The sequence below is a fragment of the Novosphingobium sp. AP12 genome, assembly GCF_000281975.1.
In the GTDB taxonomy this organism is placed as follows: Bacteria; Pseudomonadota; Alphaproteobacteria; order Sphingomonadales; family Sphingomonadaceae; genus Novosphingobium.
The window spans coordinates 1-16,220 of sequence record NZ_AKKE01000157.1 but is presented as its reverse complement, the minus strand read 5'-3'; the positions used below and the strand labels follow the sequence as shown (position 1 = coordinate 16,220).

Annotated in this window: 16 protein-coding genes and 1 pseudogene; 8 read left to right on the top strand and 9 right to left on the bottom strand. The window is 59.7% G+C overall.

Going from position 1 to position 16,220, the window contains the following annotated elements; genetic code table 11:
• Window positions 1–273: 273 nt before the first annotated feature.
• The 3 genes from PMI02_RS22200 to PMI02_RS22195 all read right to left on the bottom strand — a co-directional run bounded on the left by PMI02_RS22200 (window position 274) and on the right by PMI02_RS22195 (window position 2,355).
• Window positions 274–1,131, bottom strand: a complete 858-nt coding sequence (locus PMI02_RS22200) for an EAL domain-containing protein (protein ID WP_007687203.1) — start codon at window positions 1,129–1,131, stop codon at window positions 274–276.
• Window positions 1,132–1,237: 106 nt separating this feature from the next.
• Entirely contained in the window at window positions 1,238–1,408 is a 171-nt protein-coding gene (locus tag PMI02_RS27430) for a hypothetical protein (protein ID WP_157222650.1), read from the bottom strand.
• A gap of 425 nt (window positions 1,409–1,833) precedes the next feature.
• Window positions 1,834–2,355 (bottom strand): lipocalin family protein, encoded by a 522-nt coding sequence (locus PMI02_RS22195; RefSeq protein ID WP_036505032.1) that lies wholly within the window; start codon window positions 2,353–2,355, stop codon window positions 1,834–1,836.
• 738 nt (window positions 2,356–3,093) lie between these two features.
• Here PMI02_RS22195 and PMI02_RS22190 point away from each other — a divergent pair.
• Window positions 3,094–3,699, top strand: coding sequence for an outer membrane protein (locus tag PMI02_RS22190; RefSeq protein WP_007687201.1), 606 nt, complete (start codon window positions 3,094–3,096; stop codon window positions 3,697–3,699).
• Window positions 3,700–3,996: 297 nt separating this feature from the next.
• On the top strand, window positions 3,997–4,557 hold the full coding sequence (locus PMI02_RS22185; protein ID WP_007687200.1) for a hypothetical protein: 561 nt from the start codon (window positions 3,997–3,999) through the stop codon (window positions 4,555–4,557).
• A gap of 396 nt (window positions 4,558–4,953) precedes the next feature.
• Here the strand turns inward: PMI02_RS22185 and PMI02_RS26620 are convergent, their stop codons facing one another.
• From PMI02_RS26620 to PMI02_RS22175, 3 genes are all read right to left on the bottom strand, one after another.
• Window positions 4,954–5,205 (bottom strand): hypothetical protein, encoded by a 252-nt coding sequence (locus tag PMI02_RS26620; protein ID WP_007687199.1) that lies wholly within the window; start codon window positions 5,203–5,205, stop codon window positions 4,954–4,956.
• 115 nt (window positions 5,206–5,320) lie between these two features.
• The gene (locus PMI02_RS26615) at window positions 5,321–5,680 is read right to left on the bottom strand and encodes a hypothetical protein (protein ID WP_007687198.1); all 360 of its coding nucleotides are present in this window, start codon (window positions 5,678–5,680) and stop codon (window positions 5,321–5,323) included.
• 306 nt (window positions 5,681–5,986) lie between these two features.
• Window positions 5,987–7,267, bottom strand: coding sequence for a sodium:proton antiporter (locus PMI02_RS22175; protein ID WP_007687196.1), 1,281 nt, complete (start codon window positions 7,265–7,267; stop codon window positions 5,987–5,989).
• A gap of 213 nt (window positions 7,268–7,480) precedes the next feature.
• On the opposite strand from PMI02_RS22175, the gene PMI02_RS22170 reads away from it, so the two are divergent.
• Together PMI02_RS22170 and PMI02_RS22165 are read left to right on the top strand one after the other, a co-directional pair.
• A complete protein-coding gene (locus PMI02_RS22170; protein ID WP_007687194.1) occupies window positions 7,481–7,663 on the top strand; it encodes a CsbD family protein in 183 nt (60 codons plus the stop codon).
• Between the two features lie 145 nt (window positions 7,664–7,808).
• Window positions 7,809–9,320, top strand: coding sequence for a sensor histidine kinase (locus tag PMI02_RS22165; RefSeq protein ID WP_007687192.1), 1,512 nt, complete (start codon window positions 7,809–7,811; stop codon window positions 9,318–9,320).
• On the opposite strand, the gene PMI02_RS26610 is transcribed toward PMI02_RS22165, so the two are convergent.
• Both PMI02_RS26610 and PMI02_RS22160 read right to left on the bottom strand, forming a co-directional pair.
• The gene (locus tag PMI02_RS26610; protein ID WP_369751250.1) at window positions 9,315–9,701 is read right to left on the bottom strand and encodes a response regulator; all 387 of its coding nucleotides are present in this window, start codon (window positions 9,699–9,701) and stop codon (window positions 9,315–9,317) included. The two genes, PMI02_RS22165 and PMI02_RS26610, sit on opposite strands and share 6 nt — an antisense overlap.
• 287 nt (window positions 9,702–9,988) lie before the next feature.
• Window positions 9,989–10,615 carry a carbonic anhydrase gene (locus PMI02_RS22160; protein ID WP_007687190.1) on the bottom strand — a complete coding sequence of 209 codons (627 nt, stop codon included), beginning with the start codon at window positions 10,613–10,615 and terminating at the stop codon, window positions 9,989–9,991.
• Window positions 10,616–11,026: 411 nt separating this feature from the next.
• On the opposite strand from PMI02_RS22160, the gene PMI02_RS22155 reads away from it, so the two are divergent.
• The 4 genes and pseudogenes from PMI02_RS22155 (at window position 11,027) to PMI02_RS22140 (ending at window position 15,081) form a co-directional block, all read left to right on the top strand.
• Complete coding sequence (locus tag PMI02_RS22155; RefSeq protein WP_157222649.1) at window positions 11,027–12,535, top strand: PAS domain-containing protein; 1,509 nt, start codon at window positions 11,027–11,029, stop codon at window positions 12,533–12,535.
• 299 nt (window positions 12,536–12,834) lie between these two features.
• A complete protein-coding gene (locus tag PMI02_RS22150; protein ID WP_007687186.1) occupies window positions 12,835–14,052 on the top strand; it encodes an IS110 family transposase in 1,218 nt (405 codons plus the stop codon).
• Window positions 14,053–14,371: 319 nt separating this feature from the next.
• Window positions 14,372–14,733: pseudogene (locus PMI02_RS22145) on the top strand (IS5 family transposase); the annotation flags it as partial.
• 78 nt (window positions 14,734–14,811) lie between these two features.
• Complete coding sequence (locus tag PMI02_RS22140) at window positions 14,812–15,081, top strand: DUF6429 family protein (RefSeq protein WP_007687184.1); 270 nt, start codon at window positions 14,812–14,814, stop codon at window positions 15,079–15,081.
• A 4-nt stretch (window positions 15,082–15,085) separates the two neighbouring features.
• Here PMI02_RS22140 and PMI02_RS22135 read toward each other — a convergent pair.
• Window positions 15,086–16,220, bottom strand: a 1,135-nt coding sequence (locus PMI02_RS22135; protein WP_238539139.1) for an IS66 family transposase, incomplete at its 5' end; no start/stop codon positions are given.

The following is a 16,220-nucleotide window of genomic DNA, read 5'->3' as shown; positions in this document are numbered from 1 at the left end:
CCCCGCGGCTCAAACCGGTCTTCGTTTGATCCGTGCGAGCGCTAGTTATCGCTTCTGCAAGAAGCCAGGCTGCTCGCGCTGCCGTTAACAGCGGCTGCTTTGAAGGACGCTCCAGAGCTCCAGATAGGCGGGCAAAGTTCGACCGCTCTGCGCGCCTGCTGTATCAGCAGGCGATCCACGGGCAGCCCTTGGCTGTTGAGAATGCCTATGCAGCGGCAGGACCGCCCACGGGATGGCTAGGGCGATTCGTTGCCCGTCAGCGCCGCAACGACGCTAACACGAAGCCGGCATATGCGAGAGGCTCGAGCCGCAAGATGGCGGGGCGATGCGATGCACCCCGATTGCTGCTTCGCCATCTTGTCGTGCCCCTTTGAACAAGAAGACATCGGACGACAGCAAGGGGATCGGCAAGATCTTGAACCCCGGGCGGGCCAGCAGATAGCCTTGCATGTAGCGGATGCCGATCTCGCGCAGAGCGTCGTACTCGCCCACCGTCTCGACGCCCTCTGCAATGACGGCAATGCCGAGCGCCCTGGCTATCGCCACCACGCCCGAGACGATGATCCGTCGCGGCTCGCTCTGATCGACGTTGCGGATCAGGTCCATGTCGAGCTTGATGAGATCGGTCTGAAACTTCGCCAGCAGCCCCAGCCCGGCATGGCCCGCCCCGAAGTCGTCGATCGCTGTCGTGAAGCCCATTTTGCGGTAGCTCGCGACAATATTGCGGACATGGTCCGTATCGATCATCTGCTCGTTCTCGGTGAACTCGAAGATCAGGCGATCGGTCGGAAAGCCGACCTCGCGGGCCGTCTTGAGCGTGAGCTGGATACACGCTGCCGGCGAATACACGGCATTCGGCAGGAAATTGATCGAAAGCTTGGCGCCGGTAGCGAGGATCCCCGCCTCGACCGCACCTGTGATCGCGACCACCCGGCATTGCTGGTCGAACGCATACCTGTTCTCGGCAGTTACCTTCGAAAGCACTTCGGCGGCGCCTTCGCCGTTGCTGCCGCGGACCAGCGCTTCGAAGGCGAATGGACGACCGGTTTCGCAATCGACTATGGGTTGAAAGGCCATCGCAAGATCGAAGGCTGCGCCTTCGGATCTGCAGCCCTGACATCCTGCTTGCATATCGCCGTCTCCTGCCCTCCCCGGTCACTGGTAGAGGATGAAGAATAACATCGCCTTAAGACAGGGGGGGAAACTGTCGTCGAACAGAAACTGCAGGCTTGCCCACTTACTGTTTGTCGCGCGTCTCGTCAGCCGGAAGAAGCTGTTCACTATCGGCCTGCGGCGCGGTATCGCAAGAACGGACTGCGGCCCAGATCAGGACAATCGACATGGCGAAGATCAGCCCGTAGATCGCCTTGGCCCGTGGACCGGCGCGATGCTTCCTGGGTGATGTCACGCTCGATCTCCATGTGCGCCGGTCTGGCGGTAGGGACGCGGCGGTCCCCTGCAAGTCGCCGCGCCCCAGGGGGTCGTTAGAATGATTGTCGTGCACCCAACAACGCACAAGAGCACACAGTTTCGGCGATAAGCGGCCAATCGATGAAAATATTGCCATGGGCGCGACGCACCGCACGCACGCGGTGCGAGGGCAGGACTACTCCATCAGGATTTCAAAGCGTACTGCGCAGCTGCGCCGGATGGGCTGTCCGGTCCTCATCCGGAAAGGGCGCTTGGTGCGATGCATAGGCGCCTTATCCCACGAAGTGTACTTGTAGACTTTTGTCTGCGATAGGGATGAGGGCCGATCGCGGCGAGCGGCAGGGACTGTTGCGGCCGAGCTGATTTCGCGCGTCCAAACGAAAATAGACAAGTAATCCCGGCCTATGCCCGCGTGAGCGCGGCGTCGGAAACGACGTTTCCGCTCTGAAGCGGAGTGATCAGCGTCGCCAGGTTAAACCCCTGGGCCGCCGCGCTCGACAGGTAGTCGCCTCGCACTTCGTCGGACAGATTCGGCGTGCGTGAAAGCAGCCACAGATTGGCCCGATCGGGCGTGCCCACCAAGGCGACCGTGTAGTCGGGCGCGACCTGCATGACCCAGTAGTCGCCCTTGGTGAAGGGAAGCCAGCGCAAATACTGCGGCAGAAAGCTGACTTTCAGCCTGGCCTTGCTTGCACCGGTGGGAACCGCCTGTCCGATAGCCTGGTCGGGCTTGCCATCCTCGTCGATGCAGCGGTTATCGACCTTGATCGACCCGTCGGCTTCGAGCGAATAGGTCGCGGTGATATCGCGCGCCTGGGCGTCTTCCCACTTGAGCGGCAGCCGGCAGATTTCGAACCAGGCTCCGAGGTATCGGTCCAGGTCCAGTTGGGCGACGGTGGCAATCACCTGCGGGGGGGTGCTCATGTGGGTCTCCATGCACAGGAGAATTAAGGCGATGGGCTCCGGTTCCTGTCCCCGCCGGGTCGGTCCTTCGGTCATCTGATGGTAAAGAGTGCTTTCATCAACGATGCTTACCAATCCGAAAGGCCCGAGGTGCAAGATCCCTTTACCTGACGAAGTCGGGTACCCGAAGACAAGGCCCGACCCCGACCTACCCCCTGTCTCCGGGGCCGGGCCTTGTATCGCTCAATGGCGATGGCTCGTGGACCGGCCCACAATCGTGGGCGGTGGAGAGGCGAAAGTGTTGCGCCCGCTGCTCCGGCGGTCCTTTTGCCTGATGGGATGGCATGTCCCTGACAGTAGCACCTTGGCGACCGACGACGTGCATCAGCTCGCGAAATGCAAGGGCTGCCGCGTGCTGCTTTACCGGAGCAAGAACCGCCGGTGGGGCAAGGTATGAGAGGCCATCGCGAGGTAACGTCTTGGAGTCGAATCCAGGGACTCGACGGGTTCGCATGAACGATGCGCTACTTATAGTCCGTGCGAGCGCTGCCATAGTTCACTAGATAGTCGAGCGGCGGCGATCAACCCACGTGGTGCCTTGAGCGAATGCGATATTCATTACCCGTCCGCACTGGTGCCAAACTGTCACAAAACATTCATGAATTTCGACGGATGGCCCGGAGACGGTTCTTAGGAGGCACCAGCTCGCTAGGAGCGGCCTTGCTTCGGCCAACGTTATTGAATGCAGGAATTACCACAATGAAAAATATCATCGCCGTCTCGGCTGTTACCCTGGCAGCTTCGTTCGCCGCTCCTGCAATGGCGCAGGACGCTGGCGTTGCCTTTGACGGTCCCTACGTCGCTGCGACGGCAGGCTACGACAATATCAACATTGAAACTCCGATCGGCTCGGGTAGCGATGATGGTATTCTCTTCGGCGGCGTCGTCGGTTTTGACAAGAACATCAACGGCGTCGTTCTGGGTGTCGAGGGCGAATATGCCGATTCCAACGTCAAGGAGAGCGTCGAGAACGTACTTACGCTTGGCGACCGCGCTTCGTTGAAGACCGGCCGCGACCTTTACGCAGGCATCCGACTCGGCGGCGAGATCGTCCCCGGCTTCCTGATCTATGCCAAGGGCGGCTACACCAATGCCAAGGTCAAGGCGAGTTACGAAGATGCCAACGTCCTTGTGACTGGCAATGACAAGCTCGAAGGCTACCGTCTGGGCGCGGGCGTCGAAACGAACGTATCCGGTGTTCTGGCCCGCCTCGAGTATCGCTATTCGGACTACGGCTACTACGAGAACACTGGGCTGCAGCCCGACCGCCATCAGGTGGCGGCACTTATCGGCTACCGCTTCTAAAATAGTCCGTCCGCTCCTTGGCATCCCAGGGGGCGGATGGTTCTTTTAATGTCATCATTATATGCGGTTTGAGGCGGATTACCTAGCGGGGTCACTGCACGTTCATGCAGGAAGCCCGGCGGGCCCAATGGCGTAGCGCCATCTCGACTGTCATCAGCCCGGTCTCCTGACGAGCGGCATTTCGATGATGCCATAAAGCAACACTATGGCAGAATAGACATGGCCTTGAAACTCTCGGGCGCGGTTGATGTTCTGACATCGAGCCGCAGATGCGGACGCCTATTTTCGGAGTTTGTTATGAAGAAGTTACTGCTTGCAGCGGCGCTTGTCGCGGTAATGCCGGCGACGGCACAGGCGCAGGATGGCACTGAGGCAACCGCACCCGACGGCACCCCTGCGTTCGGCATCGAGCCTTATGTTGGCGTGCTGGGCGGCTACCATGAATTCGATCGCAACAGCGAGTTCGGCTCGCCGCGCGGCGGGAAGATGAACGGCGGCCTAGTCAGCGGCGTGGCCGGCGTGAACATTCCCCTCGGGCCCGTCTTCGTCGGCGCCGAGGGCAACGCCACCAAGGGATTTGGCGATATCGACTGGGAATATGGCGTGCGCGGCCGCGTCGGCGGCCGGGCTGGTGACAGCGGCATGGTATACGCCTCCGCCGGCTATCAGTGGGTGAACGGCAAGCGCGCATACGGTGATAAGAAAGACTGGATTTACGGCGTCGGCGTCGAAGTAGGCCCCAGCGACATCGGTCTGGGCGGCCTCACGACCAACAGCGGGGTTCGCCTGCGACTTCAGGCTGAAACCTACGACTTCGATAGCATTCGGCCAATGGCCGGTATTATCGTACACTTCTGACTTCGGGGAGAGGAGGCTGGGATCATTCAAGATCCGGCTTCCCCAAACCACGAATAGGGTTGATGGTGCGCATCCGCCACCGAGGCGCACCAGCATCGAAACGACCTCGTCACTTGTCGTGGCGGGGTCGTTTTCATTTCCTTGAATAGACGAGCGAGCGCTGCTGCGGGACCGCGCCTTGTACATATCGGGCGAAATCAGGATCGTGGTGGCCGAGGAGAGGGGCTGGGCGCACCGCTGTGCTGGGCGGGAAGTGTCAGCAAATGTGCCGGGACTGGCGCATAGCTGGCGATCATGACGCTGCGGAACGTTCATGAAAAGATTGGTTGAATGGTATTGCCGGGAGAAGGGGCGCCGTGTGCTCGCTGCGAGACACACGGTGCCGGTGAATGGTGGTCAAGCTTGAGTGCGGGTGGGCTCGCCCACGCCCGTTAGTGTCGGCGCCTTGAGCTTGTTGGCCTCGCGGCGCTCGTCGTACTTCTTGTAGGCATAACCACCCACAGCAACAGCAATAAGTCCAAACGGACCCATCCGACGTAGCAACGTGGGTGCCGCAACGCCAAGCAGCACGCCTCCCGTGCCATTCAAACCAGGAATATGCTTCGCGGCTTGGTTACCTGCGATAGCTCCGAAAATTTTACCAATCATCTGCTTTCTCCTTCGATCATTTAAAGGTGGCGCAGTTCATTGGTTCCGACCACCGGTGCCGTCCGTTGCCTCGCGCTTGGCAAACATTGCGCCCGCACCACGAGCGACGTCTGCGTCATTCGACGTCGGCTTTTGCCGCGGCCGCTTGGCGCTTGAGATCTTCGGCCCGATTGTCTGCTGCGTCGCGCACTGCTTCGGCGTCAGCTTCAAGTTTCTCAGCGGCGACATCAGCCTTCTTTTTGATATTTCTGGCCTGTGCCTCAATAGCCTTCGCCTTTGCTTCTTTCGCATCGCGGGCGGCGTCATCTGTATTGTCTTGCACCTCACCGGCACGTTCCCCAGGACCGGAGCCAGCATATTCGGTGCCTGCAGCGGTCGCTGCGGCTTGGTCCTGCTGCTTTCCGGCCTTTTCATTAGGGCCGTCGCACGCTGCAAGACTGAGAAGGGCTGGGAAAACGAGATATCGCGGGTTCATCGTCAAGACTCCTGATTTATCTGGCCTCAACGCTAGCGACAGATTTTCGTGCCCAGCTAAGAGGAACGCCGCCATCCAACACCAGCGGTCCGACAATCGCTGGCACTGGAAAGCCACTCTCCATGCGGCACAAAAAAAGGGCCGGTCCAGAGACCAGCCCATAAAAGTTGTGGGAGAGGATGCCTAAAAGGCACCTTGAGTTGGCGAGTTGCGGGGCTTATGCCTGCTTTGTCGTATCCGGACTGCTAGCTTTTCGATGCAAGTAAGCGCTGGGATTTGCTCTATGATGGGTCTTCGTCGGCGGCGCTACCTGTCGGACGGCAGATGCCCCGCTTCCGGATCCACGCCTCGGCGGCGGTCCAGTGATCGCATTATTGGCGTCACTGTCAGACCATGAAGAAGGATTGAGAACAGTACGACGAGCCCGACGATGCCCCACAGCCGTTCGGCTTCTGGCACCGGCATATGATTAATACCGAATGCCAGGTAGTAGATCGAACCGACACCGCGGATGCCGAAGAACGCCAGCGTCATTTTCTCCTGAGCATCGGCGGGATAGCCAAGGAGCCCGAGCCCGCCGGTGAGTGGGCGAATGACAAGCAGGATAGTCGCCGCAATGGCGACCTCGATCCAGCCCACACTGGCGAGAAGACCGCTGACTAGCGCGCCGCCAAAAAGAATGAGCAGCACCATCATTGCGATCCGCTCGATCTGCTCGGTAATGGCATGCATGTCGTTCTGGAAGTCGTGGTCGCGGTGGGCGTGGCGAAACGTCAGCGCGGTCACGAACACAGACAGGAAGCCGTAGACATGGACCATTTCGGTAAGTCCATACGAGACGAACGTCGCTGACAGGGCGATCAGGCCGTCCCCCGTTTTCGCGAGCTTCGTCTCGGCAGGAACGCGGAACGTGAGCCATCCGAAAATGCGGCCTACCACCCAACCTCCAAGGACTCCGCCTCCGATTTCCCACAATACGCGATAGGAGAGCCATTCGCCGAGCCACGGCTTGCCAGTTGGTAGCGCGACCGCGAGGAGGACAGCGAGATGGACGAAGGGAAACGCTGCGCCGTCGTTCAGGCCTGCTTCGGATGTAAGACCAAAGCGGACCTCGTCCTCATCGCCGGTTTTGGGCGGGCCGACTTGGACGTCGGATGCCAGAACCGGATCGGTAGGGGCGAGACTAGCCGCCAGCAGCAGTGCGACAGCCCAGGACAAATCCAGCGTAAACCGGGCGAGGACGGTAATCAGCAGAATGCCCAGCGGCATCGTTACTGCCAATAATCGCCATGTTACAGCCCAACGACGTAAACCGAAAACACGGTCAATCTTGAGGCCGGCGCCCATCAGAGCGACGATTACAACGAATTCGGCAAAACGTTCCGTTATGTGGGGATGCAACATCGGAAGAGGGCGAAGCGAAACCTGCGGGAGCAGAAACAGTCCGGCTCCAAGGCCAATGCAGACGATCGGCAATGATAGCGGCAAGCGCTTTAACGCTAGCGGCAGCCAGGCGACCAGTGCAATGAGTAGGCCGGCGCCGGTCATGATCATGATGTAGGGTTCAGGCGGCGTGAATGATGGCATCTGTGGCGAACGCACCAACCGAGTTAAAGACGCAGAAGGCAGGATAGGCGCCGAACACGGCCAGCGGCGATCTGCAGTGTGGCTCGGCTCGCAGGGCACAGCCCCACTGCGACGAGCTGCCTGTGCCTAGCTCTGCAGATGAGCGGAACCTATCTCATTTCGCCGGGTTTTGCTCGAGAGGTCACGAGCCTCGCCACAGAGTAGGATAGCGTTATGGGCGAATTTACGGATAAGGTCAGCGCCGCCGGGAACAAGCTTGCCGGCAATGTCAAGGAAGCGGTCGGCAAGGCAACCGACAATGACCGGCTCGAGGCGGAGGGCAAGGCTCAGCAGTTGAAAGGCACAGGTCAGGACGTGAAGGGCAGCGTAAAGGGCGCGCTCGGCGACAAGATCTGAAAGTCAAATTACCTAGCATGCCGCGCCGTACGTCGGGGCGGCATGCACGAATTCCATCCACTCGGTTTTCTCTGCCCGCCGACAATTGCGCGACTGTCGGTGAGCCCACGACGGAACTTCCGTCGCTGCGGGAAGCAATCTCGGAATGTCAGACTCACTCCGCTCCCCGGCCGAAACGCGGCAGGAGTTGAAACGCCTCGATGATCTCGAGGCATTCAAGCTTTGCGAGCTGGAAGGCAGTCCGGGCCTGAGGGCGCTTACGGACTTCGCCGCGAACCTTTGCGCCACTCCTATTGCTCTGGTGAGTTTCGTAGAGCGGGACCGGCAATGGTTTCCGGCCAGGACAGGTCTGGACGCTCAGGAGACTCCGCGCGAAACATCGTTCTGCGCGCATACCATGCGCGGCGACGGGCTCATGGTCGTCCCGGATGCTTCATGCGATCCCCGTTTTCGTGAGAACGCGCTGGTAGTCGGTGAACCAGGCATTCGCTTTTATGCAGGCGCGCCGTTGGTATCCGACGATGGTGTCCAACTTGGCGCTTTGTGTGTCATCGATCGCATTCCACGCAGTGACCTGACTCCTCTCCAACGCGAGGGCCTTCAGGTTCTGGCGACGACGATCATGGCTCAGTTAGCCCAGCGCCGCTCTCACCTCTACCAGACGGATGAGCTTGGCGAGCAGGAATCCAAGTTCCGTATATTGGCGGACACTATGCCGCAAATGGTGTGGTCGACCCTTCCGGACGGCTTTCACGATTATTACAACGCGCGTTGGTACGAATTCACTGGCGCGCCTGCCGGCTCGACCGATGGGGTCGGATGGAACGGGATGTTTCATCCCGAAGACCAGGAGCGGGCATGGAGCGTTTGGCGTCAATCCCTTCAGACCGGGGAGCCTTACGAGATCGAGTACCGCTTGCGCAGTGCAAACGGTGAGTACCGCTGGACGCTGGGGCGGGCACTGCCGATGCGCGACCGGAATGGTTCGATCACTCGGTGGTTCGGGACGTGCACGGACATTCATGATCACAAGATGATGCTGGCTCAGCGCGAGATTATTGCGCAGGAATTGAGCCATCGGATCAAGAACATTTTCTCCGTCGTAATTGGCCTCATCAGTTTTTCGACGAGGCACCGTCCTGAACTGACCGATGTTGCCGCCGACCTGCGTAATCGCATTCTCGCATTGGGGCGGGCGCACGATTTCGTCCGGCCTCACAGCGAAGCGTCGCAGCCCGAGAAACGACCGAACAGCCTCTCGGGGATGCTGTCCGACTTATTGGCCGCCTACGTAGAGCGTGTCACCATCGCCGGCGACGAGATCATCATTGATGATCACTCTGCGACGCCGCTGGCCCTGACCTTTCACGAGCTTGCTACCAATGCCGCCAAATATGGTGCCTTGGCGGCACCTGACGGCTGTATAACGATCACGTGTACCAAGGAGGGCAAGAATGCCCACATAGCCTGGATTGAGCGTGGCGGAGCAACGGTGCAGGAACCGAAGGACCTCGGGTTTGGCAGCAAGCTTATCGAACTGAGTGTGGTGAGGCAGATGGGGGGAGAGATGAAGCGTGCCTGGTCGCGGCGAGGACTCGAAGTCCATTTGACTGTCCCATTGTCGGCATTGCTGAGGCGCCCCCGCACAGGCTTATAGGGTGATAATCGAGCCGTGCGATACCACTCCATTTGCTGCGTCTGCGGCGATAGCTGCTGCCGAGAGGATAGCATCGTCCGTAAATGGTTTGCGGATGCAGCCGATTGCCGATGCAGCCGGCTCACCGATTTGTGCAGGGTTTGCGGTCACGTAGACAACGCGAACATCATGCTGTGAGGCTAGTTCACGAGCGATATCTGCTCCAGTAGGGCCATCGCGTAGGTTCAGGTCGATAAAGGCTAGGTCTGCATTGCCGCCAACTCTCAGCGCTTCCTGGCGATCCGCGGCGATGGCTACAACTCGGTAACCGGCTTCCTCAAGGATACGCTCGATTTCCATTGCGATGAAAATCTCGTCTTCGACAATGAGAACCGATTTCAAAATTCTTACCCCTGTAAGGACAGCTTTTACAATGCGGCAGCCGGGGAGGGGTTCCCCACGTGGGCGAAGGTAGCTGGGCTGCGACACGATGCTGGGCGGCGTGTGTCAATCTTGCATCAAGACTGGGTTTCCAGTTCACGTTGCCGGATCCTGCAGGTTGGAACGAGGGTCACCAACTGAACGACCGCAGCAGCAGCATCTTATGGGACCATCGGATAGGCTTTTTGGCGGTGCGGCAAATGTGTCCACACGGCCGAAAAAACATACTTTTGCCTTCGCGGCCTTCCTCAGAGCCAGCGAACCTTCCCCGTCGCGAGTTCGTACACGGCACCCACGACTTTCAAATCACCGCGTTCCTGCGGTTCAAGAAGCATAGGCTCCGAAAAGTTCTGCAGGCGCTCGACCATGCGCCGGACGTTTTCCTCCACAGCCGCGTCGACAAGCTGTTCCTCACAGGCATTGCGCTGGGCTGCCAGGACGGCGGGAACGATAGGCTCGATCATACGCGCTATGCTGCCTGGGAACCGCACGTCTTTAGTCACCACATCAGCAGCCGCGGCAACTGCTCCGCATTTTTCGTGGCCTAGTACCACGATCAGCGGAACCTTCAGCACGGCCACCGAGTACTCGATCGATCCCATGCCAGCGGTATCCACGTTGTTTCCCGCGGTGCGCACGATGAACAGTTCGCCAAGTCCGGCCCCAAAGAGCTGCTCCGGGCCGACGCGCGAATCTGAACACCCAACCAATGTTGCGAATGGCTGCTGACCCTCGGCGAGAGCCAATCGCCGCTCACGCGACAGATCTGGTGGTAGCGGCGCGTCGGCGACAAAGGCGTCGTTGCCGCTTACCAGGCGCTGCAAGGCCTCGTCCGGCGTCGGCTGCCCGGCAAGTGCGCTGACGGATGTTGCCAATGATATTCTCCTCACTAGGTAAAGCGTCCACCGCCAAAATGAGCATCGTTGAACAAGTTCCCGTCGCTCGTTCGTGACGTTTGGTTTCTGACCGGCAGATAATGCGCGCTGCCTTGCAGATAGGTGGCGAACGGGGGCGATCCGAGGCCTGCGTCGCAGCCAACCAAGCGTGGATCCGTAGCGCCCGACATTAAACGCTGGGCGCACCTCGCTGGCACCGCATCGAATCTGCTTTGAACTTGCAATGTCACCAAAGTTCTTTTTTCGAGCAAGAGCGCCGATCATATTTACCGCTAAGCGATGGCGCCATCGCAAGACAAATGAAGAACATAGCCAATGCCATGGCCGGCTGTTATACCATGGTACACCGGCCAAGGCGTTGGACCAGAGCAAACGGTAGAGAGCGCTGAATTGCGAGATTTTGAAGAAGAAGCGCGGATCGTCCGCGAACTGACGCGCGGCGATGACGGTCCGGACCCTTTTTCGTCGGCAGTTCGGGCGACCCGAATGCCGATGGTGATCACCAACCCACTGTTGCCCGATAACCCGATCGTGTTCGTAAACCGTGCATTCATTAGTCTGACTGGGTTCGAGCGTAGCGAAGTTATTGGTCGCAACTGCCGCTTTCTCCAAGGGCCGCGCACTGACAAATCCCAGGTGGCGCGCATGCGCGAGGCGATCACGTCGCGGGTTCCAATTGAATTGGACCTCTTAAACTATCGAAAGAACGGGACCCATTTCTGGAATCGCCTGCTGGTCTCGCCTGTCTTTGCCGACGACGGGAATCTGCTTTATTATTTTGCATCGCAATTTGACGTAACGCTTGAGCGAGAGCGCCTTGCCGCTCTTCAGCGTGATCGTGACGACCTGGAAGCCGAGGTCGTTCGGCGGACCGCAGAACTTCGCGCCGCCGAGCAGCGTCTACAGTTCGCCCTCGAGGCGGGGCGCTTGGGGTCGTGGAGCATTAATCTCGGCACGCAGGAGCTGACCGCTTCAGACGAATGCAAGAAGATTTGCGGCCGCTTGCCGGCCGACTCTCTCACGCTCGAGGAGTTGAGGGATTCAATCCACCCCGACGACCGCATCGTCCAGATCGAGGCCATTGAGCACGCGATAACAAACCGATCCCTGCTCGATGTCGAATACCGAATTCGTACGCCAAAGGGAGAGGAGCGATGGGTTCAGATCAGGGGGCAAGCCACCTATCGGGCAGACGGTGCGCCACTGACGATCCTCGGCACGACGCAAGATGTGACGAATCGCCGAGAAGCGGAAGAGCACCGTACTCTCTTGGCGAATGAGCTCAGCCACCGCGTCAAGAATACGCTCGCTTCGTTGCAGGCGATCGTTGCACAGACGATGCGGCGGGCGCCTTCAGTCGCCGCTGCCGGCGTGACTTTGGAAGCACGCATCCAGGCGATGGCTGCCGCTAACGATCTTCTTATCAGTCAGAAGTTCGAGGGTGCGACCATGCGAGCCCTTCTCGAACGAACCCTATCCCCATTTGGCGTTGAAGATAAGGACCGCTTCACGCTGACAGGGCCCGACGTTAAGCTGCCAGCACGTTTGGTGGTGGCTTTCGCACTGGCCATCCATGAGCTGGCGACGAATGCGACCAAGTACGGGGCGCTTTCGAATGCCGACGGAATGATCGGGTTGAGCTGGGAGGTAGTCCATGACCCGCATCCTCAATCCCTCCAACTGCACTGGGTAGAAAGCGGCGGTCCGCGGGTAATTCCGCCATCAAGGACCAGCTTTGGTACCCAATTGATCCAGCGCATGCTGCCGCGGGAAATTGATGGAAGCGTCGAAGTCGATTACCCCGCCGAAGGGCTCGTGTTCAAAGCAATAGCGCCTCTGATAGATACTGCGGAAAACGACAACAACACAGAATTCGCGACGAACGACAAGCGAATCTGATATGCACGTTTTGCTTTCATCATCGAGAGGTTGTTTTTTCTAAGGCGTGTGGACATTTAGGGATTCCCTTTTCAGCCGGGATGGGATTCAAGACTGGCGAAAGGAATGCCCTCTTGGATCGACACGGATTGAGCGACGAGCAGTGGGAACGGGTTCGCCCTGTGCTTCCCAGTAAAGTCGGAGATAGGGGGCGTTCAGCTGCCGACAATCGAACGTTTCTCGAGATTCCATGAGGAGGTGAACAGCGAGCGGCGCTCTGCCAGACTGCTCTCGCTAAACGACCAATTCTGGAGACCGACATGCTTGTTGAAGCCGACCGATCCAAAGCGCCGTCCGCTGTTCGCACCGAGCTTAGCGCGATTTTCATCTCGCTGGAACTTTCGCAATCAAAATGGCTGATGACGTCTCTGGCGCCGGGGAACGGCGAGAAGATGTCGAAGTTCACCGTAGCCGCAAGGGATGTTGCCGAGCTGCTTGCCCGCTTCGCCGAGGTGCAGCGCAAGGCGGAGGCTCGCACGGATACGCGCTATGGCTTTGTTGTGATCCAGGAGGCTGGCCTCGATGGCTTCTGGCTTCATCGGAGGCTGGAGGCCGAGGGAATCGAGAGCTACGTCGTCGATCCGGCATCGATTGCGGTTTCCCGCCACGCGCGCCGTGTGAAGACCGACCGTATCGACGGCGAGATGCTGCTGCGAACGTTGCTCGCCGACATGCGTGGTGATCCTCGGGTGTGTGCGATGGTGAGGGCGCCAACCCCGCAAGACGAGGACCGCCGCCGCGTTTCCCGAGAACGCAAAGCTCTGACGAGTGAACGAATCCGCCACGTAAACCGCATAAAGGGCCTGCTATTTGGACAGGGGATCACGGGCTACGAGCCACTGCGGCGCGATCGGCGCAAACAGCTGGACGAGCTGGTGACCGGAGATGGACGGCCGCTTCCAGTTTACCTGAAAGCGCAGATCGGTCGTGAGCTCGACCGGATCGAATTGCTGCTGGAGCAGATCAAGGCGGTCGAGGATATCCGGGACGCCTTGCTCATGGCAGCGCGCCCTGAGACCACGACGGCGACACGCGATACGGAGCAGTCGGAATGCGGCTTGGCATTACGGCCTTCTATCCCCGCCATGCTCATCGAGCTGAAGGGGATTGGGCCTGAGATAGCGTCAGTCCTGTGGCTGGAGGGACTGTCGCGCACATTCGACAATCGCCGACAGCTTGCCGCCTATGCGGGGCTCACCGCGTCCCATTGGCAAAGTGGCAATATCAATAACGACCAGGGGGTGTCCAAAGCGGGTAATCCGCGGCTGCGTACCACGCTCGTCCAGCTCGCCTGGCTGTGGGTGCGACATCAACCGGATTCCGCGCTCAGCCGCTGGTTCATCGCGCGGGTGACAGAGCGTGGCCCGAGATCCAAAAAGCCCGCCATCGTCGCGCTAGCGCGCAAGCTGCTGGTCGCCCTGTGGAAGTATGTCACGGCAGGCGTCGTGATCGAGGGCGCTATCGTGCAAGCAGCGTGACCAGATAACGAAGCCGATTTCAGAAATCTTCCGGGGCCAGATCAGCCCTGGTGGATGCTGGGCAGACGGACCGGAGAACCGCATGGCCTAAACGGCCGCTTTTTCGAGAATGGTATCGTCGCCTTGAGCTTACGTCCGCCGCAAGCGGGATTATGGCCCAGTCTCATTATTGAGCTGACCGCATAGAAGGTGGACCGGACTCGGCAACGGGTCGGGTCAAGCAAGCGAGCTCATACCCCGTATCCAAAACAGGCAAGGCAGGAAAACATGTGACGAAATTAGGCCTCGTGGCCCACGTCAACGTTGACACTCCTCATAGAAGGCGGTTCTATGGATCGCTGGAACAGGAGCGCCGTGGCGAGACTTGCCGGAGAGCTTCGGCAACTGGAATTCCATTTTCCGTCGCTTTCGCAGGTGGGCTGTAAAAGGCGTCTTTGACCTTGTGTTCGAGCAATTATCGGGTGCCCCTGATTTTGAATACGCCATGATCGATGGCACGATCGTCCGGGTCCACCAGCAGGGCACCGGCGCAAGGGGGGGGCTCATCGTCAGGCGATCGGCCGATCACGCGGTGGGTTGACCACCAAGATCGTCGCGCTGGTAGATGCACTGGGAAACCTGGTTCGCTTCGTTCTCTTGCCCGGGCAGAGCCACGATCTCGTCGGGGTTAAGCCGCTGATCCGTACGCATCCGATAGCAGACGCAGTGGAGCTGAGGGTCAAGATGTGAGATCATCGGCAGCGCCGCGAGGAGCTGCCTATGGAAGAGCGGGATATAGACACCGACCGGATTGATGAGGCGGTTCTGGCTCTAATGTTTTTGACGCTGCACGACCTGGATCGGATGTCAGGGACCTGTCGAGCCTGGAAGTCCTTTGATTGGGGCGCACTGGGACGCTTGTACGAGCAAGGGTTGATCCACAATCCCGTGGGCAAGGCGAAGTCGGTAGTGTTGACCTCAGCCGGCCGTGAGCGCTGCGAGCAGCTATTTCAGGGACTGTTCTGCGCAAGCCGCGAGCCCTCAGTCTAACAGTTCAGGCGGCGAGTTCCTCGGCGGCCTGCTGAGCAGCTTTCCAATGCCAAGGCAGGAGTTCGTGAAGGTGGTTCTGTGGGATGTCGGCGATCCGGGCAAGGACGTCGGTGAACCAGGCGAGCGGATCGACGTCGTTGAGCCGAGCCGTGCCGAACAGGCTGAGCATCATCGCCGCACGCTGGCCGCCACGGTCTGAGCCCACGAACAGCCATGCTTTCCTTCCTCGAGCAACGCTGCGCAGTTGGCGCTCCGCGGCGTTGTTCGAGAGACATATCCGGCCATCGGCGAGGAAGGTGGTGAAGCCTGCCCAGTCGTTCTGGAGGTAGGCGATGACCTTGGCCACGGCATCGTGACGAGAGAGCTTGCTGCGCGTCTCGTGCATCCAGGCCTCCAGTTCGGCAACGATCGGAGCGGACAGCTCCTGGCGAACGGCCAGGCGCTCCGCGGCAGGCTTGCCGTTGATGCCGCGCTCGATGGCAAAGAGCCGATCGATGATCTCGAGCGCCTCGGTTGCCAGCGGCGAGATGAGCGGCGCAGTGCCTTTTTTCTTGCGCTTGAGCTGCTGTCTGATGTCGACGAGCTTGAAGAATTCCCGGCGTGCATGAACCCAGCAATTTGCGCACGTCATGGGCTTATCGGCCCAGCCTTCCTCGAACAGGGCATTGAAGCCGGCATACCTGTCGACCTGAAGGATACCGGTATAGCCAGCCAGGTGGGCGCGCGGATGCTCGCCCCTGCGGTCGCTGGAGTAGTAGCACAGCGCCACTGGCGGCGCCGGGCCGCCGATATTCACACGCCGCCCGCCAGGCAGATCCACCACGACAGCTGGCGGCGAAGGTACCTGCTTGCTGCCTCCGTCATCAAGCACGACTGCTTCGACGAAGCCGACCTGCGCCGGCGCCGCAGCGGACTGCACTTCAGCCTTGCGGCGCCAGGTGTAAATCAGCGCCGTCGATACATCATGCTGGCGAGCTACACGCGCCACGCAGGCGCCAGGAGAAAAGGCCTCGGATAGAATCTTCGCCCGCTCGTCCTCATGCCAGCGCCGCCGACGCTCAGGCCCGCCGAAAACCGTGATCTGACCCACAAAAACCGCTCCTGCGACCGCGCTCAAGGTAAGCGGTGTCCCGGCTCCA

What these genes read in the sequence shown, in the direction of transcription:
- PMI02_RS22150 (WP_007687186.1), top strand. Translation starts at nt 12,835, where the DNA reads ATGCTTGTTGAAGCCGACCGATCCAAAGCGCCGTCCGCTGTTCGCACC.
- PMI02_RS22170 (WP_007687194.1), top strand. Translation starts at nt 7,481, where the DNA reads ATGGGCGAATTTACGGATAAGGTCAGCGCCGCCGGGAACAAGCTTGCC.
- PMI02_RS22200 (WP_007687203.1), bottom strand. Translation starts at nt 1,131, where the DNA reads ATGCAAGCAGGATGTCAGGGCTGCAGATCCGAAGGCGCAGCCTTCGAT.
- PMI02_RS26615 (WP_007687198.1), bottom strand. Translation starts at nt 5,680, where the DNA reads ATGAACCCGCGATATCTCGTTTTCCCAGCCCTTCTCAGTCTTGCAGCG.
- PMI02_RS22190 (WP_007687201.1), top strand. Translation starts at nt 3,094, where the DNA reads ATGAAAAATATCATCGCCGTCTCGGCTGTTACCCTGGCAGCTTCGTTC.
- PMI02_RS22140 (WP_007687184.1), top strand. Translation starts at nt 14,812, where the DNA reads ATGGAAGAGCGGGATATAGACACCGACCGGATTGATGAGGCGGTTCTG.
- PMI02_RS22195 (WP_036505032.1), bottom strand. Translation starts at nt 2,355, where the DNA reads ATGAGCACCCCCCCGCAGGTGATTGCCACCGTCGCCCAACTGGACCTG.
- PMI02_RS26620 (WP_007687199.1), bottom strand. Translation starts at nt 5,205, where the DNA reads ATGATTGGTAAAATTTTCGGAGCTATCGCAGGTAACCAAGCCGCGAAG.
- PMI02_RS22165 (WP_007687192.1), top strand. Translation starts at nt 7,809, where the DNA reads ATGTCAGACTCACTCCGCTCCCCGGCCGAAACGCGGCAGGAGTTGAAA.
- PMI02_RS22185 (WP_007687200.1), top strand. Translation starts at nt 3,997, where the DNA reads ATGAAGAAGTTACTGCTTGCAGCGGCGCTTGTCGCGGTAATGCCGGCG.
- PMI02_RS22175 (WP_007687196.1), bottom strand. Translation starts at nt 7,267, where the DNA reads ATGCCATCATTCACGCCGCCTGAACCCTACATCATGATCATGACCGGC.